Here is a 16,663-nt window from a genome sequence, read left to right as displayed (position 1 = left end):
CACTCCCGCCCCGCGGACCGCGGGCCCGCCCACGAGGCGCCGGCCGCCGCGGCGAAACTCCGGCCTTCGGTGGACATCTCGGTGTCCCAGGACCGTTGTCAGTGGCGGCGGTTAGCCTGCGGGGCATGTTCGAGACGACTGAGGGTGACCGCGCCTTCCCGCCCGCCCTGGCCGACGTGGCCCGCGTGGAGTTCGACTACGACGACGGCGAGGGCGTCGACTTCGAGCCGTACGACGCCTTCGACTCCGCCGAGGAGACCACCGACTGGATCCGCCACTGGACCGGCAACCACGAACTGGACGGTGACGCCTACCGGGTCTTCGGCCAGGACGGCACCGGGGGTCTCGCCGCCCTGTGGTGCGTACGGCCCGGGCGGCCCCTCGCCGAGCAGCCCGTGGTGTTCCTCGGCTCCGAGGGCGAACGCGGCGTGGTGGCGGCCGGCCTGTCCGACTTCCTGTGGGTGCTGGCCGACGGCCTGGGACCGATGGAGGTCGTGGAGTACGAGCAGTACGACGCCCGCCCGAGCACCGCGCTGACCGAAATCGCCGAGCGCCACGCGACCACCCCGCGCCGCACCACCCGGGACATCGTCAGCGCCGCCCGGTCGGAGTTCCCGACGTTCTCCGAGGACATCGACGCCCTCTGCCGGTGAGCGGCGGCACGGGCTCCGGCGGCGCCGTGCGAAGGATCAACGGCCGACCGGCTCCGGCCACTGCACGGACAGGGCCCGGGCGGGGTTGTCGGTGAGGATCCGTCCCACCAGCTCCGCCCCCAGCTCGGCCGCGAGCCGGGGCCGTACCCGGCGCAGCAGATACGGCATTCCCGGGCCCCCGTCGACCGACCGGGCGGCCGCGGTCGTCGTGTCGCCACCGAGGAGCAGCCGGTCCCCGTGTCCCGCGTCGGCCAGGGCCCGTACGGCGTCCGGCATGCGCCAGTCCGTCGCATGGTTGGCGCGCGAGGGCCCGTCGAAGGCCAGGTAGCTGCCCGACTCCGCGGCCTGCCGGTGCACCGTGAAGTCGGGGGAGCGGTTGAGATGCCCGAGGATCACCCGGTGCGGCGGCACCCCCAACTCGCCGCACAGCAGGTCGAGTACGTCCAGTGCCCCGGTGCCCAGCTCCAGGTGCACCGCGATCGGCGCCCCCGTCGCACGGTGGGCCTCGGCCGCCGCGGTCATGGTCCAGCGGGCGTGCGCGTCGAGGGCGTGGAAGCCTCCCGCGACCTTGATGAGCCCCGCGCGGACCCCGGAGATCCCGATGCCCTCGGTCAGTTCGGCGACGAACACATCGGCCAGCTTCCCGCGCAGTTCGGACAGCGTCCGGTCGTCGTAGTGCACGGCTTGGTGCAGGCCGGTCGCGGCGACCACGTGCACCCCGGTCTCCCTGGACAGCGGGGGCAGATCGGCCGCCCGCCTGCCCAGCCCGTACGGCGTCCACTGCACGACACTTCCCCCGCCCAGCGCGGCGAACGCGGTCAGCTCGGCCCGCGCCGCGGACACGCTCCGCAACTCCTGGCCGGGCAGGCGGGGACTGCCGAAGAACAGGTGGTCGTGCGCGTCGCACACACCGAACCGCTCGGCGGGGACGTCCCCGGTGACCGTACGGATCGCGCTCACCACTGTCGCCCCCGCGGCAGCCGCTCCCGCCCCGGCGCCGACACGTGCAGCACCTCGAAGACGTCACCCTCTGCCTTGGCTGCCTCGTGCGCCCACAGCGAGAAGTGGACCAGCTCCCAGCGGGCCGTGTCCACGGCGGCGGCCGCGAACACCGCGCCGTCCTCCCGCGCGAGCCGCCCCGTTTCACCCACCGCCTCCGCCATCACCTCGGCCAACTCCACATCGTCGGGCACCGGTTGACGCCTGCGCACGGCCGACCTGGCAGGAGTTCCGACGGCGCCCCCCTCCTCGTACGACAGCCCCGTCCACTGCTGCACCGACGGCCGCCCGAAGTCGTTGCTCAGCCCCTGGAAGGCGCCGCCCCACAGGAAGGTGTTCATGCCTTCCACGGTGTCCCAGAGGTAGAAGGGCGCGTACTGGTTGACGGGCGAGCCGTTCACCCCGCGCTCGCGTATCAGGTACGTCTTGAAGCCGAGCCCGGGCCATTCGTCGAGCAGATGCCCGACCCGGGCCACCCGGGCGCGGACGACGGCCATGTCATAGTCGGCCGGCAGCGTGAGCTCGTACTGCATGGCGTGCATCCGGTGCCTCCTCAGGCGGGGTAGTCCTCGGGGGCGACGTGCGCGTCCCAGTCGGCGGTCGTGCCGTCCTCCGCGGCTTCGACGACCGCGAGATGGGTCATGAAGGTGTGCGGCCCGGCCCCGTGCCAGTGCCACTCACCCGGCTCGATCCACACGGTGTCGCCCGCCCGGATCGGCTCGACGGCACCGCCCCTGCGCTGCACCAGGCCCTCGCCCTCCGTCACGGAGAGCACCTGGCCGTGCGGATGGCGGTGCCACGCGGTGTGGGCGCCGGGTGCGAAGTGGACGCTGAACATCCGCAGCCGGGACGGGGCGGGGGGCGCGGCCAACTCGTCGAGCCACACCGTCCCGGTGAAGTTCTCGGCCGCTCCCTGCCGGGTTGTGGGGCGCTGTCGGGTGATCTGCACGGGGTGAACTCCCTTACGAGGGTTGGGGTGTGAGCAGCGCGAGCAGTCCCCGCACGCCCGTGTCGAACGCCGCGGGAGAACCGGACGCGCGGGCGAGCACATAACCGCCCTGCACGGTCGCGAGGACCGTCGCCGCGATCTCCTCGCCGTCCAGCCGGGACGCGAACTGGCCCTGTTCCTTGCCCTCTTCGACGATTCCGGCGATGCGCTCGCGGATCCAGTCGATCGTCTCGTCGACGGGCCCGCGCAGTTCGTCGCTGGCGATGATGTCCGGGTCCATCGTGAGCCGGCCGATCGGACAGCCGCGCAGCACATCCCGCTCGCGCCGCAGATACGCCTCGATGCGTTCGTACGGCGTTCCGGGCCCGCCGAGTGCTCCCTCCGCGGTGGCCCTCAGCTCCTCGGCGGTCCGCCGGATCGCGGCGAGGGCGAGGTCGGGCTTGCCCTTGAAGTGGTGGTACATGCTGCCCTGTCCGGCGCCCGCGCGCTCCAGGATGGCCTTGGGGCTGGTGCCCACATAGCCGCGCTCCCACAGCAGCTCACGGGTGGACTCGATCAGTCGGTCCGAGGTGCTCATGAGCGTACTGTACATACTAGTAGTTACAGAAGTCGAGGGCCGTACGGAGCAGACGAGACGGGCCGCTGTACTCCCCGGGAGGTACACGCACTGCCGCTGGCCGTACGACGACCCGGACCCCTCCCCGGAGCCAGTCTCGAAGCATCACCGAACTTCGTGTTCCGGAATTCCAGGGAGATGAACCGACATGCAGACCCTCGCCTACGGGGACGGCGGCCCCGGCCCGTGGATCCTCTTCTTCCCGCTGATCTGGGCGGCCGTCGTGCTCGGCGTCGTCACCGTCCTGCGCCGCACCGGCCTGCGCGGCCGCCGCGGCCCGTGGCGCGCCCTGGCCGAAGCCGCTCCCTCCGGTGACTCGCCGATCGCCATGCTCGGCCGACGCTTCGCCTCCGGTGAGATCGACGAGGACGAGTACTGGCGCCGGCTCTCCGTCCTGGACGAGCAGTTCGGCCGTACAGCGGGCAAGGGCGGTGCGGCATGACCGCCACGACCACCCGGACCGCCACGACGCGGATGCCGCCGGCCGCCAGGGTGGTCGACGCCGTGAAGCTGTACGGCGGCGGCGACACCGGGGTGAGGGCCCTGGACGGGGTGAGCGTCGACTTTCCGGCCGGGCGCTTCACCGCGATCATGGGGCCCTCGGGCTCCGGCAAGTCCACCCTCATGCACTGTGCGGCCGGCCTCGACACGCTGACCTCGGGCGATGCCTACATCGGCGACACCGCGCTGGGCTCCCTCGACGACCGCCGTCTGACCCTGCTGCGCCGGGACCGCGTCGGCTTCGTCTTCCAGGCGTTCAACCTGGTGGCGACGCTGACCGTGGAGGAGAACATCCGGCTGCCGCTCGATCTCGCGGGAGGCGCGGGCGACCCGGAGTGGGTGGACGCCCTCGTCGACGTCGTCGGCCTGCGCGACCGGCTCCACCACCGGCCTGCCGAGCTCTCCGGCGGACAGCAGCAACGCGTCGCCGTGGCCCGCGCGTTCGCCGGCCGGCCGGACGTCGTCTTCGCCGACGAACCCACCGGAAACCTCGACTCCCGCTCCGGCGGCGAGGTCCTCGCCCTGCTCGGCAGGACCGTGCGCCGGACGGCCCGCACGGTCGTCATGGTCACCCACGACCCGGTCGCCGCCGCCCACGCCGACGAGGTCGTCTTCCTCGCCGACGGACGTCTGGTGGACCGTATGGAATCCCCGACCGCCGACAAGGTCCTGGACCGGATGAAGGCCCTGGACACACCCGCACGGGCCGGATCCCGCTCAGGGACATGGACGGAGGGGCCCTCATGAACGCCTCCCTGCGCCTCAGCGTCTCCTCCCTTCGTGCCCACAAGCGGCGCTTCGCCGGAACCTTCCTCGCGGTGTTCCTCGGCGTGTCCTTCCTCGCCGGGACCCTCGTCATGGGCGACACGCTGCGCGCCGGCTTCGACGCCATGTTCGGCAAGGCGACCGGCGGCACGGATGCGGTGATCCGCAGCGCCGGGGCCATCACCACGCCGGGGGAGAGCGAGGGAGTGCGCGAACCGGTCGACGCCGGTCTCGTGCGGACCGTCGAGCAGGTCCCGGGTGTCGCGGCCGCCGTGCCCGACATCCAGGGCGCCGGCCAGTTGGTCGGCGCCGACCGCAAGCCCATCGGGGGCCAGGGCCCGCCCACCCTCGCCGGCAACTGGATCGACGACCCGCAGCTCAACCCGTACCGACTGGCCGAGGGCCGCGCTCCCGAGAGGCCCGGCGAGGTCGTCGTCAACCGGGGCACCGCGGACCGGGGCGACCTGAAGATCGGCGACACGACCGTCCTGCGCACACCCGACCCCGTCGACGTGACGATCGTGGGCCTCGCGACCTTCGGCGGCGAGGACGGCATGGCCCAGGTGACCTTCACCGGCATGACCCTCGCCGACGCCGAGAAATTCCTCACGGCCGGGCCCGGCCGGGCGTCGAGCATCCAGGTCCGCGCAACGTCCGGCGTCGGTCAGCAGGAACTCGTCGACCGGCTGACACCCGTGCTGCCCAAGGGGGTCGAGGCCATCACCGGTCAGGAGTCGACCCAGGAGAACACCGACATGATCTCCAGTCAGTTCCTGTCGATCTTCACGGCGTTCCTCCTGGTGTTCTCCGGCGTCGCCCTTCTGGTCGCCACCTTCTCCATCCACAACACCTTCGCGATCGTCGTCGCCCAACGCACCCGCGAGAACGCGCTGTTGCGGGCCCTCGGTGCCTCCCGTCGTCAGGTCACCGCGTCGACCCTGACCGAGGCGAGCGTCGTGGCCGTGACCGCGTCCGCCGTGGGCCTGGCAGGCGGCATCGGCATCGCCGCCGGGCTCCAGGTCCTGTTCCCGGCCATCGGATTCCCCTTCCCGGACGGCGACTTGGTGGTCAGCGCCCTGTCGCTGACGCTGCCGCTCGTGGTCGGCATCCTGGTCTGCCTGGGCTCCGCGCTGCTGCCCGCCGTACGCGCCGGCCGCACCGCCCCGCTGGCCGCCCTGCGCGAATCGGCCGTCGACCAGTCGGGTGCCTCCCGCGTCCGCGCGGTCACCGGGGCGGGCCTGGCCGCGCTCGCCCTCGCCGTCACCCTCACCGGCGTCCTGGTGTCCCCGTCCATCCTGCTGGCGGGCATCGGAGCCGTCCTCGCCCTGGCCGCCTTCGTGGTGCTCGGCCCGGTCGCCTCCACGACAGCCGTACGCGTCCTCGGCGGCCCCCTCGACCGGGTCCGCGGAGTCACCGGCGGGCTCGCCCGGCGCAACGCCCTGCGCAGCCCGAAACGGACCGCCGCCACCGCGAGCGCGCTGATGATCGGCGTGGCGGTGGTCTCGTTGTTCACGGTCTTCGGGGCGTCCCTGAAGGCGACCATGGACCAGACCGTTTCCCGGTCCTTCGCGGGTGATCTCGCAGTCAGCACGCCGTCGTTCGGTGCGGGCGGCAGCGGCCTGAGCCCCCGGCTCGCCGGGGCGGTGCAGCGACTGCCCGAGGTGGACACGGCGGTGGGGCTCGGTCGTGGCGTCGCCGAAGTCAACGGCCAGGGACGGGCGTTGACCGTCACCGACCCGCCCGCACTGGCGCGCACCTTCGACCTCGGCACGGTCCGCGGTTCCCTGAACGACCTGGGCACCGACGGCATCGCCATCACCGGGAAGGAGGCGGACAAGCAGCACCTCGCCACCGGCGACACAGCCCGGCTGACGTTCACCGACGGCACGTCACGGACCTTCACGGTCCGCGCACTCTACGGACGGTCCGAGCTGGCGGGGGACTACGTCATCACCAGGGCGGCCTGGGCCCCGCACCGCACGCAGGACTCCGACACCCTGGTCGCCGTCTCCTTCAAGGCCGGCGTGAACACCGCCGCGGGCAAGGCGGCGGTGAAGAAGGTGGCGGCACAGTACGGCAGTCCCGACGTGCAGACCCGTGACGAGTACGCGCAGTCCTCGGCCAGCGGGATCGACATGATGCTGACGCTCGTCTACGCGCTGCTCGCCCTCGCGGTCCTCATCGCCCTGCTGGGCATCGCCAACACGCTGACCCTGGCGATCCACGAGCGCACCCGCGAACTGGGTCTGCTGAGGGCCGTGGGCCAGACCCGCTCCCAGCTGCGGGCCATGGTGCGCTGGGAGTCCGTCCTGGTCGCCGCCTTCGGCACCGTCGGCGGACTCGCCCTCGGCGCCTTCCTCGGCTGGGTCCTGGTCAAGGCGTCGGACGGCGCGAGCGACAGCACCTTCGCCTTCGCGATGCCACCGCTGCAACTCGCGGTGGTCGCCCTGGTGGGCCTCGCGGCGGGAGCCCTCGCGGGCCTGCGCCCGGCCCGGCGCGCGGCTCGCCTGGACGTGCTGAGGGCGATCGCGACCGAGTGAGGACGACGGGTGTCACCGCCCGGTCAGCCGGCAACGGCGGACCGGGCGGGAGCGTGTTCGGGCCGGTGGCTGTCCACCGAGACCTCCGCGAACCTGAGCGCGGGCTTCTCCGTGACCGTCCGCCGGAGCGGACGAGTGGCGGTGGGCAGCGCGGCGGCAGGCGTCGGCAGCGTGAACCACACGACCTTGCCCGACTCGCCGTCCGGCCGTATGCCCCAGCTCTCGCTGACCGCGGCGACCATCGCGAGCCCCCGCCCGCACGTGGCGAGCGGTTCGGTGTCCTTGATGTCGGCCACGACCGGCAGACGCGGGTCGTGGTCGTGCACCGAGACCGTGAGCCGGTCGAGCAGCAGCTCGATCTCCACGGTGCACGTCTTGTCGGGCTGCGCATGGCGGTGGACGTTGGTCAACAGCTCCGTCACACCGAGCTCGGCCCGGTCTATGAGGGGATCCATATGCCAGTAGCGCAGATGCGCTGAAAGGATTCTGCGGACCTGGCCGATCCGCGACGGCAGGGCTTGAAGCTCTACCGTGCAATGCCTGCTTGGGTGACTGATCACGGCTGCGACTCCCCGACGTGAGGTCCGGAAGAACACGGAGTTCGGATCGAGCAGGTGCCTGGACGAAGACGGCCGCCTGCTGTTGTGCCCGGCGGGCTGGTTCGCAGCGTAATCGCCGGTAAACCCAGAGTGATGTGAGATCAGAGTGGCGCAGGAGGCGCGGTGGCGCAACTCGCGGTCGGCAAAGCCTGCCCGCGCCGGGTACGACGACTCAGTCCCGGCGCCCCGCGGCCCTGCGTACGGCCTCGATGAACCGGCGTGCCGCAGGCGGCCCCGGCTCGCCCGGAGCGGGGTCGTGCTCGCCCAGGGTCAGCAGGTAGCGGTTCCCGTTGAGATCCGCGAGGGCCCGGTCGTCGGCCGCGAACCAGGGCTTGGAGGCGCGTACCGCCTGCACCGGCGCACTGTCGATCTCGCTGCCGTAGCTGGTGAGCAGTTCCAGTCTGCCGTCGCTGATCCGCACCTGACCGGCCCGGGTGAGCGAGCGCAGCCTCTTGCCGATCCGCACGCCCATAGCCGTGAACTCCGGCTCCGCCATGCCGCCCGCCCCCTTGTGCGCGTCGGTGTGTCGGCCCGTGCTTCCGCGTGGGCCGGAGAGTCGACTGTAGTGATCCAGTGTGCGCCCCCGTCCGAGACGTCCGTCCCGCCTGGTGCAGTCTGCCCGCCACGGGCGTGGAGCACCAGTGCGCATGACACCTCGTCGCAAGTGTCCGGAGCACTCGTTCGAATGCGCCCCCGCAGGCACCCCTGAAGGTGCGGCGCATCCAGACCCCAGGGGTGCCTTTGAGGCTCCCAAAGGCACGTTTATGCAGGTGAGAAGCGTGCGGAAGGTGTCTATGATCGAAGCGTCGGCCGCGCGACCCGTCGTCGGCGCGCAGCGTAAGGAGCCCTGTCGTGAGTACCCCACAGCAGACCAGGACCGGCGGCACCCTCGATGTCGACCGCAGCGACGCCGCCTACCGCGGCTGGCTGAAAGAAGCCGTCCGCAAGGTCCAGGCCGACGCCAACCGGTCGGCCGACACCCACCTCCTGCGCTTCCCGCTGCCCGACACGTGGGGCGTCGACCTGTACCTCAAGGACGAGTCGACCCACCCGACGGGCAGCCTCAAACACCGGCTGGCCCGCTCACTTTTCCTCTACGGCCTGTGCAATGGCTGGATCCGGCCGGGCCGACCGGTGATCGAGGCGTCCAGCGGCTCGACGGCCGTGTCCGAGGCGTACTTCGCGAAACTGACCGGCGTGCCCTTCATCGCGGTCATGCCCCGCACGACGAGCGCGGAGAAGATCCGCCTCATCGAGTTCCACGGTGGCCGGTGTCATTTCGTGGACGACCCGCGCACGATGTACCAGGAGTCCGCCCGCCTCGCGGTGGAGACCGGCGGCCACTACATGGACCAGTTCACCTACGCGGAACGGGCCACGGACTGGCGGGGCAACAACAACATCGCCGAATCCATCTTCCGCCAGCTGGAGTTGGAGCGGTTCCCGGAGCCCGCGTGGATCGTGGCCACGGCCGGTACCGGCGGCACCTCGGCGACCCTCGCCCGGTACGTCCACTACATGCAGCACGACACCCGCATCTGTGTGGCCGATCCGGAGAATTCCTGTTTCTTCGAGGGCTGGACCACCGGCGATCCGGACGTCTCGTGCGACTGCGGCTCGCGCATCGAGGGCATCGGCCGGCCGCGCATGGAGCCGAGCTTCGTACCCGGCGCGATCGACCGCATGATGAAGGTCCCGGACGCGGCGAGCATCGCCGCCGTACGGGCTCTGGAGCAGGCCATCGGCCGCAGGGCGGGTGGCTCGACCGGCACCGGACTGTGGAGCGCGCTGAAGATCATCGCCGAGATGGTGGCCGAGGGACGCCGGGGCAGCGTCGTCACGCTGCTGTGCGACCCGGGTGACCGCTACCTCGACAAGTACTACTCCGACACGTGGCTCGCCGAGCAGGGGCTGGACATCGAGCCGTACATGACAGCGATCGGCTCACTGCTGGAGACGGGTCTCTGGCCGGACCGGTAGCCCCTCGGTCGGCCGGGGCGCCGGGGGCGGGTCCTCGGCTGGAGGCCCCGGGCGAGGCTTACGGCCCGGAGGTGCCTGGGGGTCTCCGGTGGACCGGACTCATCGACAAGCCGGCGGTCGGCCGGGGCGAGGTGGGTATGCGGGTCGTCCGCCCGAGGTGTGGAACAGCGTCTCGGCCCGCCTGACGGGCGGAGGGGCGGCCGCTGTCCGGTGGGTCGTTGCTCGGCTGGGCTCCCGTGGGTGGGTGGCCGGAGGGTGTGGGGCGGTGTTGGGGGCCGGTGGTGCTTGGCGGCCCGTGGGTCGTTGCTCGGCGGCGCCCGCATGAGTCCTCGGCTGGAGGTATTGGGCGGTGTTGGGGGTTGGTGATGCCTGGCGGGCCGTGGGGGCGACCGCTGTCCGGCGGGTCGTTGCTCGGCCGGCCCCAGGCTGGCCATCGACTGGAGGCCACACGGTCGGGCTTTCGGTCCCGCGGTGCCTGGCCGACCGTAGGCAGGGACACGAGCCGCCGGTAGGCCGGATCGCAACGGCAGGCAGTCGGCCCGGCGGGCCATCGTGACCCCTACCCGGCGAGACGCGCGTCCAGGGTCCTGACCGCGTTGCGGAAGGCCCGCCCCAGCCCGGCGTTCCCGAGCTTCGCGACGACGCGGAACGCCGCCGTGCCGTCCACGGCGAACGTCCACCGCACCCGGGTGCCCGTCCCGGCGGGGGTGAGACGCCATTCCTCGGCGATGGCGCGGGCGCCGGGAGCGTTGGCCACGTCGACGCGATAGGCGTACACCTCGGCTTCCTTCGCCGCGATGATCGTCTCCTGGAAGCGGCCGCTGCCCTTGAGGTGGATCTCTCGGGTCGAGCCGTCCCCGGTCGACCGGGCCAGCGTCACCGCCGAGAACCACTCCGCCCAGCCGGGCACGTCGTCGGCGAGGGCCCGGAAGACGGACACAGGAGGTGCGGACATCTCCTGCGCGAACACCAGCCGTACGGGCGCGGTCTCGATGAAGTCGAGCCCCACCGCACGGAGTTGGTGAGCCATGGACACCCCCCGTAGGGCCGATGCGGGAGGTGTCACCTTAACTGCCGCTCAGTCAGCTGTCAGTACCCTCGACGGCCGCACCGGACTCACCGGCCACCACCAGTCGCCGCAGATGCTCGGAGATCTCCGCGCGCGCCGCGGAGGGCAGCCCCGCGTCTGTCACCAGCGTGTCGACCTGCTCCAGCGAGGCGAACGAACTCAGGCCCACGGTCCCCCACTTGGTGTGGTCGGCGACCACCACGACGCGCCGCGCCGACTGCACGAGGCGGCGGTTCGTCTCGGCCTCGGCGAGGTTCGGCGTCGACAGGCCCGCCTCGACCGATATCCCGTGCACGCCGAGGAAGAGCACGTCGAAGTGGAGCGCCCCGATCGCCTGGTCGGCCACCGGCCCCACCAGCGAGTCGGACGGGGTGCGAACACCGCCGGTCAGTACGACGGTGGCCGCGCCCTGCCGGGGGCCCGTGGTGCGCTGCGCCGCGTGGAAGACGTCGGCGACCCGCACCGAGTTGGTGACGACGGTCAGATCCGGGACGTCGAGCAGATGATGGGCCAGCGCGTACGTCGTCGTACCGCCCGACAGCGCGATCGCGGTCCCCGGCGCGACCAGCTCCGCCGCGGACTGTGCGATGTCCTCCTTGGCGGTCAGCTCCAGGCCCGACTTCGCCTCGAAACCCGGCTCGTGCGTGCTCGCCTCGACCACGGGGACCGCGCCACCGTGCACCTTCTCCAGCACACCCTGACGGGCCAGCGCGTCGAGATCGCGCCGTACGGTCATGTCCGACACGCCGAGCTTGCGGGTCAGCTCGTTGACGCGGACCCCGCCTCGGCGCCGGACCTCGTCCAGGATCAGGGCGCGCCGCTGCTCCGCGAGGAGGTTCTGATTCTCGCTCACGTACGCTCCGGTCCTTTCGCCTCAAGCCGACCCACACGCCGTACACCCGCTCCGACAAGCACATTTTGCCCGTCCCTGGCGTGCGGACGTCCCATACTCGCACGGGCCCCCTCCGGTCGCGCCACCGACCGTCCCGTCGCGCGCATGCCACCGGGACGACACGAGGGTTCCCGAAGTCACCCGGATCGGGGAGATTGCGTGACGAGAGGTGTGCGGAACACGCCGACGGGCGATCCTTGTGCCCGCACGGACAGATGCCGACAGCGCGTCACGGGGGAAGTGCGAAACAGTGGAACGTGTCCCAGCCGTGGGCACGGACGGCAATGCCGCCCGGCCCGAAGAATCCGGCGCCGCCCTGGAACTCCTGGTCCACGGAGTGGGCGGCACCACACCGGAGAAGATGCTCGACGACCCGCGCACGGTGCGGATCACCGGTGACGAGGTCGCGGCCGTGTTCCGGCGCGCCGACGACGTCGACGCGGAGGCCGGAGAGACCGGCCCGCGCGACGGCCGCACCGGTCCGGTGCCCGAGGCGTACGTCTGGTGCAACCTCACCTCCGGCAACGGCACCCGCGCCCTGTGGCTGCTGTTGCTGCCGTTCATGGTGGTCAACCTCGCCCACTGGATGCGCCCCACCACGCGCGGCCGCAGACGGACGGTGCGGTTGTACGGCCTGCTGGTGCGGCTCGCCGGCCTGACCCTGACGGTCCTGCTGGTCGCCGCGGCCTGCGAGGTCGCCCTCGATCTCGCGGCCTGGCAGTGCGCGGGCACACGCGCGTGCGCGGAGTCGCACTCCTGGCTGGGTTTCCTGTCACCCGAGGTCTCGGACGCCGGCTGGTGGAGTCGGCCGGGCCGCCGCCTCGCCCTCGCGGCTCTCGTCCCGGCCGCGCTCACAGGACTGCTCTGGTACCTGTCCCACCGCACCTGGCGGGCATACGAGTCGCAGCAGCCCATGTTCCGCCGGGGCGAACCCGAGGAGGACCACGACCGCACCGCGCTCGGGCGGCCCGGCTTCTGGTACGGCCGCCGCCTGGTCGCCCGTCTGCGTGCCGCGCACACCGCCGCAGGACTGCTGACGATCGCCGCTGCGGTCGCGTCGACGGCGGCCCGCTTCGATCGCGAGCCGGGCGGCCCCGCCCTGCTCGACACACTCGGCCGGCTCCTGCAGACCGGCCTTGTCGCCGCCGGGGTCGGCGTCGTCTGGGTTGTGTGCCGCCGCGGACGCAGCGAGAGGTATTTGGACCGGACCCTCGACGAGAATCTCGTACGCCGACTGCCGCTCACCGCGCTCCTCCTGCTCGCCCTCGCCGTGGTGTACGCCGGGTGGGAGCGGCCGGGGTGGCAGTCGCACGGCCGGCTGTCGGGGGACGCGACCTTCGGTGGCATCGCCTTCGTCCAGGGAGTGCTGGTCCTCGCGCTCGCCGTGGTGGCCCACGTCCTGTACCGCACGCACCCCGAACCGCGGGCCGCGATGCGCGGACTGGGCGGACCTGCCGTGGCCATGCTGGCCTGCGCCCTGGGCGGGGTGATGTCCGGCGGCGTGTCGCAGCGGGTGGCGGACTGGCTGGACGGCACCGGCGCGAGCATCCCCGGACCGCCCGTCCTGCTGACCTGGCAGGCGTCCGTGATCCCACTGGTCCTCGTCGTGCTCCTGGGACACGGCGCCTGGCTCGGCCGGCGGACCGTACGGGCCGGCCGGGCCCAACTGGCCACGGTGGAGAGCGAGTACCCCGAAGAACTCAAGGACGCGGCACGCACCCGGCACATCGCCAGGACCCGCGCCATGGCCGCGCTGACGGACCGGGGACCGCGCCTGCTCGGAGTGACGTCGGCCAGCACCCTGCTGCTCGGCGCCGGAGCCCTGGTGGGCGCGCTGACCTCCCACAAGACACCGGGCAAGGCCGCCGAGGGGTCGTACGCCTTCGTCGAGGGCGCGGCGGAAAGCGCACAGGCCATCGGGTCCTGGCTCATCGGCCTCGGCTTCATCTTGTTCGTCACCTGGGGCAGGCGCGCCTACAAGGACCCCTCCGCCCGACGCACCATCGGCATCCTCTGGGACGTCGGCACCTTCTGGCCCCGCGCGGCCCACCCCTTCGCCCCGCCCTGCTACGCCGAGCGCGCGGTACCCGACCTGACCTGGCGGATCGCGACCTGGATCCGGGCCACGCGCGGCAGGCTGGTCATCTCCGGACACTCCCAGGGCAGCGTGCTCGCGGCCGCCGCGGCCTGGCAGCTGGAGCCCTCGGTCCGGGGGCGGGTCGCCCTGCTGACCTACGGCTCCCCGCTGGAACGCCTCTACGGCCGCTGGTTCCCGGCGCACTTCGGCCCGGCCGCCCTCACCGCCCTGCACCACGACGTGGACTGCTGGCGCAACCTCCACCGGCTCACGGACCCCATCGGCGGCCCGGTCCGGCTGCCCGGCGACTGCGGCCCCGAGGTGGACCGCGCACCACTGAAGGACCCGCTGGCCTACGGCCGCACCGACCTGCACCCGCTGCCCGCGCCGATCCTCGGTCACTCCGACTACCAGGCCGACCCGGCGTTCGCCGAGGAGCGGGAGAAACTGCTGGGCAGGCTCCAGCCGGACGTGCCGGGCCCGCGGTCTCAGGACGACTCGGGCAGGTCCTCGGCGTAGAGCAGCGTCAGATCGTCCGTGGTCGGGTCGGCCACCTGGGCGACCCGGCTCGCGTGCCGCTCGACCATCGCCTCGAAGGTCTGGCGCGCGGTACGGCCGTTGCCGAACGCGGGCCCCTTGGGCAGCACCGTGAAGTACGTCCGCAGGGCTTCCGGGGCGCCCGGTGCCAGCCGGTACTCGTGCTCCTCGGCCTGCTGCTCCACGATGCTGAGGAGTTCCTCGGGGTCGTAGTCGCTGAAGGTGATCGTCCGTGAGAAACGGGAGGCCACACCCGGGTTGACCGACAGGAACCGCTCCATCTCGGCGGTGTAGCCCGCGACGATCACCACGACCGCGTCCCGGTGGTCCTCCATCAGCTTGACCAGCGTGTCGATGGCTTCCTTGCCGAAGTCCCGGCCCGAGTCCTCCGGCGACAGCGCGTACGCCTCGTCGATGAACAGCACTCCGCCGCGCGCCCGGTCGAAGGCCTCCTGGGTGCGGATCGCGGTGGAGCCGATGTGCTCGCCGACCAGGTCGACGCGGGACACCTCGACGAGATGGCCCTTCTCCAGCACACCGAGGGACGCGAGGATCTCGCCGTAGAGCCGGGCCACCGTCGTCTTGCCGGTGCCGGGGGAGCCCGTGAAGACCAGGTGACGCTTGACGGACGCGGCCTTGAGGCCCGCCTGCTGGCGGCGCCGGCCCACCTCGATCATGTCGGTGAGCGCCCGGACCTCGCGCTTGACGCTGTCCAGGCCCACCAGCGCGTCGAGTTCACCGAGGACGGCCTTCGAGGAGCGCGACGCCCTGTCCGGCTCGGCGGGGGGAACCAGCGGTTCCTGCTCGGTGATGCGCTGACCGGGGATGGCGCCCAGCACGCCGGGGGCGTAGGACTCCGTCAGTACTGCCGTCTCCCGGGCCGCGGGCGGTGTCGGGCCGCCGCTCTCGTCGCTCGTGCAGTCCTCGACGACGGGGCCCGCGCCGGCCGCCGCATCAGGGGCGTCCGCGAACTCGTAGCCCCCGCGCGCGCACCGCTCCGTACGGCACTTCTTGAGCGTCGTACGGCAGCCGTCTATCACGTGGAAGCCGTAGCCGCCGCTGCCGGTCACCCGGCAGTTCAGGAAGCTGCCGCGACCGCCCGCCGACACGTAGAACCCGGCCTCGGCCGGGGAGTCGACGGTGCAGCGCTCCAGCGTCGGGTCGGCGCCCTTGGTGACGATCACGCCGGTCTGGGTGCCGTCCACGGTGCAGTTGTTGAGGGTGCCGCCGCTGCCGTGGTCACGGAACCAGGCGCCGGTCGCCGCGTCCCGGATCCGGCAGTCGTCGAGCTGGGCGGTGGCGCCGTCGCTGACCGACACCGCCGTGTTGCGCACCTGGGAGATGTCGCTGTCGACGACGTCCGCGCGGGAGCCGCGGTCCAGGACGAACAGGGCGTCCGGCACGTCGTGCACCCGGCAGGAGTCGAGTACCGCGGTGGCGCCGTCGCTGACCCAGACGGCCGGGTAGTCGCCCGTGCTGTCGAAGATCTCGCACTGGTTGGCGTCCACGCGCGTGCCCGGATCCCACACCGACAGGCCGTTGCGCCCGAACTGCCGCACCGTGGTGCGCGTCAGGGTCAGGACCGACCGGGAGCGCAGGTCGACCGCGTTCTCCGGGATGTCGTGGATACGGCAGTCGGCCAGGGTCAGCACCGCGTCGGTGTCGAGGGTGACGCCGTCGGTGGTGGTGCGGTGCACATCGCAGTCGGTGAGGTGCGCGGTGGCCCGGCCGGTGATCTGGATCCCGCTGCCGCGGACCTCGTAGACCTCACAACCCACGGCCTCCAGCGCGGAGTTCTCGCCGGTGACCGAAAGGCCCGCGCCCGAGGTGTGGTGGACCCGGCAGCGCTCCAGACGGGGGTGGGCGCCACCGCGGACCGCGACGCCGGACTGGCCGGCCGCCACGATCTCGCACTCCTCGAACACGCCCCCCGCGCCGTCCAGTACGGCGATGCCGACGCCGGCCGGGTTGTCGACGGTGCAGCGCCGTACGGTCGGCCGCGCGCCCCCGCGCACCTCTATGCCGGCGGCGGACCGGGTGACGACCCGGATGTCGGCGAGCTCCGGGGTGCCCTCCTCGACGAGCAGAGCGGGCGCGGCCGCGTCCTGGCCCTCCACATGCAGGTCCTGGACGACCGCGGAGGCACGCACGGTCAACGGCACTCCGTCCACTGGCGCGATGCGCACGGAGCCGGGAGAACCCTCCGGGCCCCGCAGGGTCACCGCCCGCTGCAGGACGAGGTTCTCCCGGTAGGTGCCGGGCGCGACCGTGAGGACGTCACCGTCGGCCGCGGCCTCCAGGGCGGCGGCGAGGGACGCGTACTCACCCGTGCGGCGCCGCCACCGCGATGTACCGGTGTGCGTCACCTGGACCGTGCCCTGTGCCATGGCGTTGCTGTGCCCCCACCTTGTCGTACGCGGGTTTGTGCTGCCGAGGAACCTCGGCCGGTCCACCGTAGCGTGCGCGTGGGTGGTGGGTTGACCAGA

At 72.2% G+C, this 16,663-nt stretch carries 15 protein-coding genes; 6 read left to right on the top strand and 9 right to left on the bottom strand.

The features are described 5' to 3' along the window. Window positions 1–125 precede the first annotated feature (125 nt). On the top strand, window positions 126–653 hold the full coding sequence (locus ACZ48Z_RS06170; protein WP_468734602.1) for an SMI1/KNR4 family protein: 528 nt from the start codon (window positions 126–128) through the stop codon (window positions 651–653). A gap of 36 nt (window positions 654–689) precedes the next feature. Here the strand turns inward: ACZ48Z_RS06170 and ACZ48Z_RS06165 are convergent, their stop codons facing one another. Genes ACZ48Z_RS06165 through ACZ48Z_RS06150 form a run of 4 tightly spaced genes read right to left on the bottom strand, consistent with a single transcriptional unit; the run spans window position 690 to window position 3,193 of the window. Further along, window positions 690–1,613 carry a phosphotriesterase family protein gene (locus ACZ48Z_RS06165; protein WP_468734601.1) on the bottom strand — a complete coding sequence of 308 codons (924 nt, stop codon included), beginning with the start codon at window positions 1,611–1,613 and terminating at the stop codon, window positions 690–692. Further along, window positions 1,610–2,194 carry a DUF4865 family protein gene (locus ACZ48Z_RS06160; RefSeq protein ID WP_468734600.1) on the bottom strand — a complete coding sequence of 195 codons (585 nt, stop codon included), beginning with the start codon at window positions 2,192–2,194 and terminating at the stop codon, window positions 1,610–1,612. Before ACZ48Z_RS06160 ends, ACZ48Z_RS06165 begins: the two co-directional genes overlap by 4 nt. A gap of 11 nt (window positions 2,195–2,205) precedes the next feature. Then, window positions 2,206–2,601, bottom strand: a complete 396-nt coding sequence (locus ACZ48Z_RS06155) for a (R)-mandelonitrile lyase (RefSeq protein WP_468734599.1) — start codon at window positions 2,599–2,601, stop codon at window positions 2,206–2,208. A gap of 13 nt (window positions 2,602–2,614) precedes the next feature. Next, the gene (locus ACZ48Z_RS06150) at window positions 2,615–3,193 is read right to left on the bottom strand and encodes a TetR/AcrR family transcriptional regulator (protein ID WP_468734598.1); all 579 of its coding nucleotides are present in this window, start codon (window positions 3,191–3,193) and stop codon (window positions 2,615–2,617) included. Between the two features lie 172 nt (window positions 3,194–3,365). Here ACZ48Z_RS06150 and ACZ48Z_RS06145 point away from each other — a divergent pair, with 172 nt between their 5' ends. The 3 genes from ACZ48Z_RS06145 to ACZ48Z_RS06135 are packed head-to-tail and all read left to right on the top strand — an operon-like array spanning window position 3,366 to window position 7,023. After that, window positions 3,366–3,659, top strand: coding sequence for an SHOCT domain-containing protein (locus ACZ48Z_RS06145; RefSeq protein ID WP_468734597.1), 294 nt, complete (start codon window positions 3,366–3,368; stop codon window positions 3,657–3,659). Continuing rightward, the gene (locus tag ACZ48Z_RS06140; protein ID WP_468734596.1) at window positions 3,656–4,465 is read left to right on the top strand and encodes an ABC transporter ATP-binding protein; all 810 of its coding nucleotides are present in this window, start codon (window positions 3,656–3,658) and stop codon (window positions 4,463–4,465) included. The genes ACZ48Z_RS06145 and ACZ48Z_RS06140 overlap by 4 nt, the downstream gene beginning before the upstream one ends. Continuing rightward, the gene (locus tag ACZ48Z_RS06135) at window positions 4,462–7,023 is read left to right on the top strand and encodes an ABC transporter permease (protein ID WP_468734595.1); all 2,562 of its coding nucleotides are present in this window, start codon (window positions 4,462–4,464) and stop codon (window positions 7,021–7,023) included. Before ACZ48Z_RS06140 ends, ACZ48Z_RS06135 begins: the two co-directional genes overlap by 4 nt. A gap of 23 nt (window positions 7,024–7,046) precedes the next feature. Here ACZ48Z_RS06135 and ACZ48Z_RS06130 read toward each other — a convergent pair whose 3' ends face one another. Together ACZ48Z_RS06130 and ACZ48Z_RS06125 are read right to left on the bottom strand one after the other, a co-directional pair. Then, window positions 7,047–7,583, bottom strand: coding sequence for an ATP-binding protein (locus tag ACZ48Z_RS06130; RefSeq protein ID WP_468734594.1), 537 nt, complete (start codon window positions 7,581–7,583; stop codon window positions 7,047–7,049). A gap of 211 nt (window positions 7,584–7,794) precedes the next feature. Continuing rightward, window positions 7,795–8,118, bottom strand: coding sequence for a hypothetical protein (locus ACZ48Z_RS06125; protein WP_468734593.1), 324 nt, complete (start codon window positions 8,116–8,118; stop codon window positions 7,795–7,797). 356 nt (window positions 8,119–8,474) lie between these two features. Here ACZ48Z_RS06125 and cds1 point away from each other — a divergent pair, with 356 nt between their 5' ends. Continuing rightward, window positions 8,475–9,602: an L-cysteine desulfhydrase Cds1 gene (cds1, locus tag ACZ48Z_RS06120; protein ID WP_468734592.1), complete on the top strand. Its 1,128-nt coding sequence runs from the start codon at window positions 8,475–8,477 to the stop codon at window positions 9,600–9,602. 559 nt (window positions 9,603–10,161) lie between these two features. On the opposite strand, the gene ACZ48Z_RS06115 is transcribed toward cds1, so the two are convergent. Together ACZ48Z_RS06115 and ACZ48Z_RS06110 are read right to left on the bottom strand one after the other, a co-directional pair. Continuing rightward, window positions 10,162–10,632, bottom strand: a complete 471-nt coding sequence (locus ACZ48Z_RS06115; protein ID WP_468734591.1) for an SRPBCC family protein — start codon at window positions 10,630–10,632, stop codon at window positions 10,162–10,164. A gap of 52 nt (window positions 10,633–10,684) precedes the next feature. Continuing rightward, a complete protein-coding gene (locus ACZ48Z_RS06110) occupies window positions 10,685–11,524 on the bottom strand; it encodes a DeoR/GlpR family DNA-binding transcription regulator (protein WP_468734590.1) in 840 nt (279 codons plus the stop codon). Between the two features lie 289 nt (window positions 11,525–11,813). Here ACZ48Z_RS06110 and ACZ48Z_RS06105 point away from each other — a divergent pair, with 289 nt between their 5' ends. Then, a complete protein-coding gene (locus ACZ48Z_RS06105; protein ID WP_468734589.1) occupies window positions 11,814–14,159 on the top strand; it encodes a hypothetical protein in 2,346 nt (781 codons plus the stop codon). Here ACZ48Z_RS06105 and ACZ48Z_RS06100 read toward each other — a convergent pair. Then, window positions 14,129–16,564 (bottom strand): right-handed parallel beta-helix repeat-containing protein, encoded by a 2,436-nt coding sequence (locus tag ACZ48Z_RS06100; protein ID WP_468734588.1) that lies wholly within the window; start codon window positions 16,562–16,564, stop codon window positions 14,129–14,131. The two genes, ACZ48Z_RS06105 and ACZ48Z_RS06100, sit on opposite strands and share 31 nt — an antisense overlap. Window positions 16,565–16,663: the final 99 nt, after the last annotated feature.

It is taken from the genome of Streptomyces sp. NPDC031225, from assembly GCF_055570355.1.
Note: the sequence above shows the minus strand (reverse complement) of the source record. Positions and strands in the feature narration are given on the sequence as shown.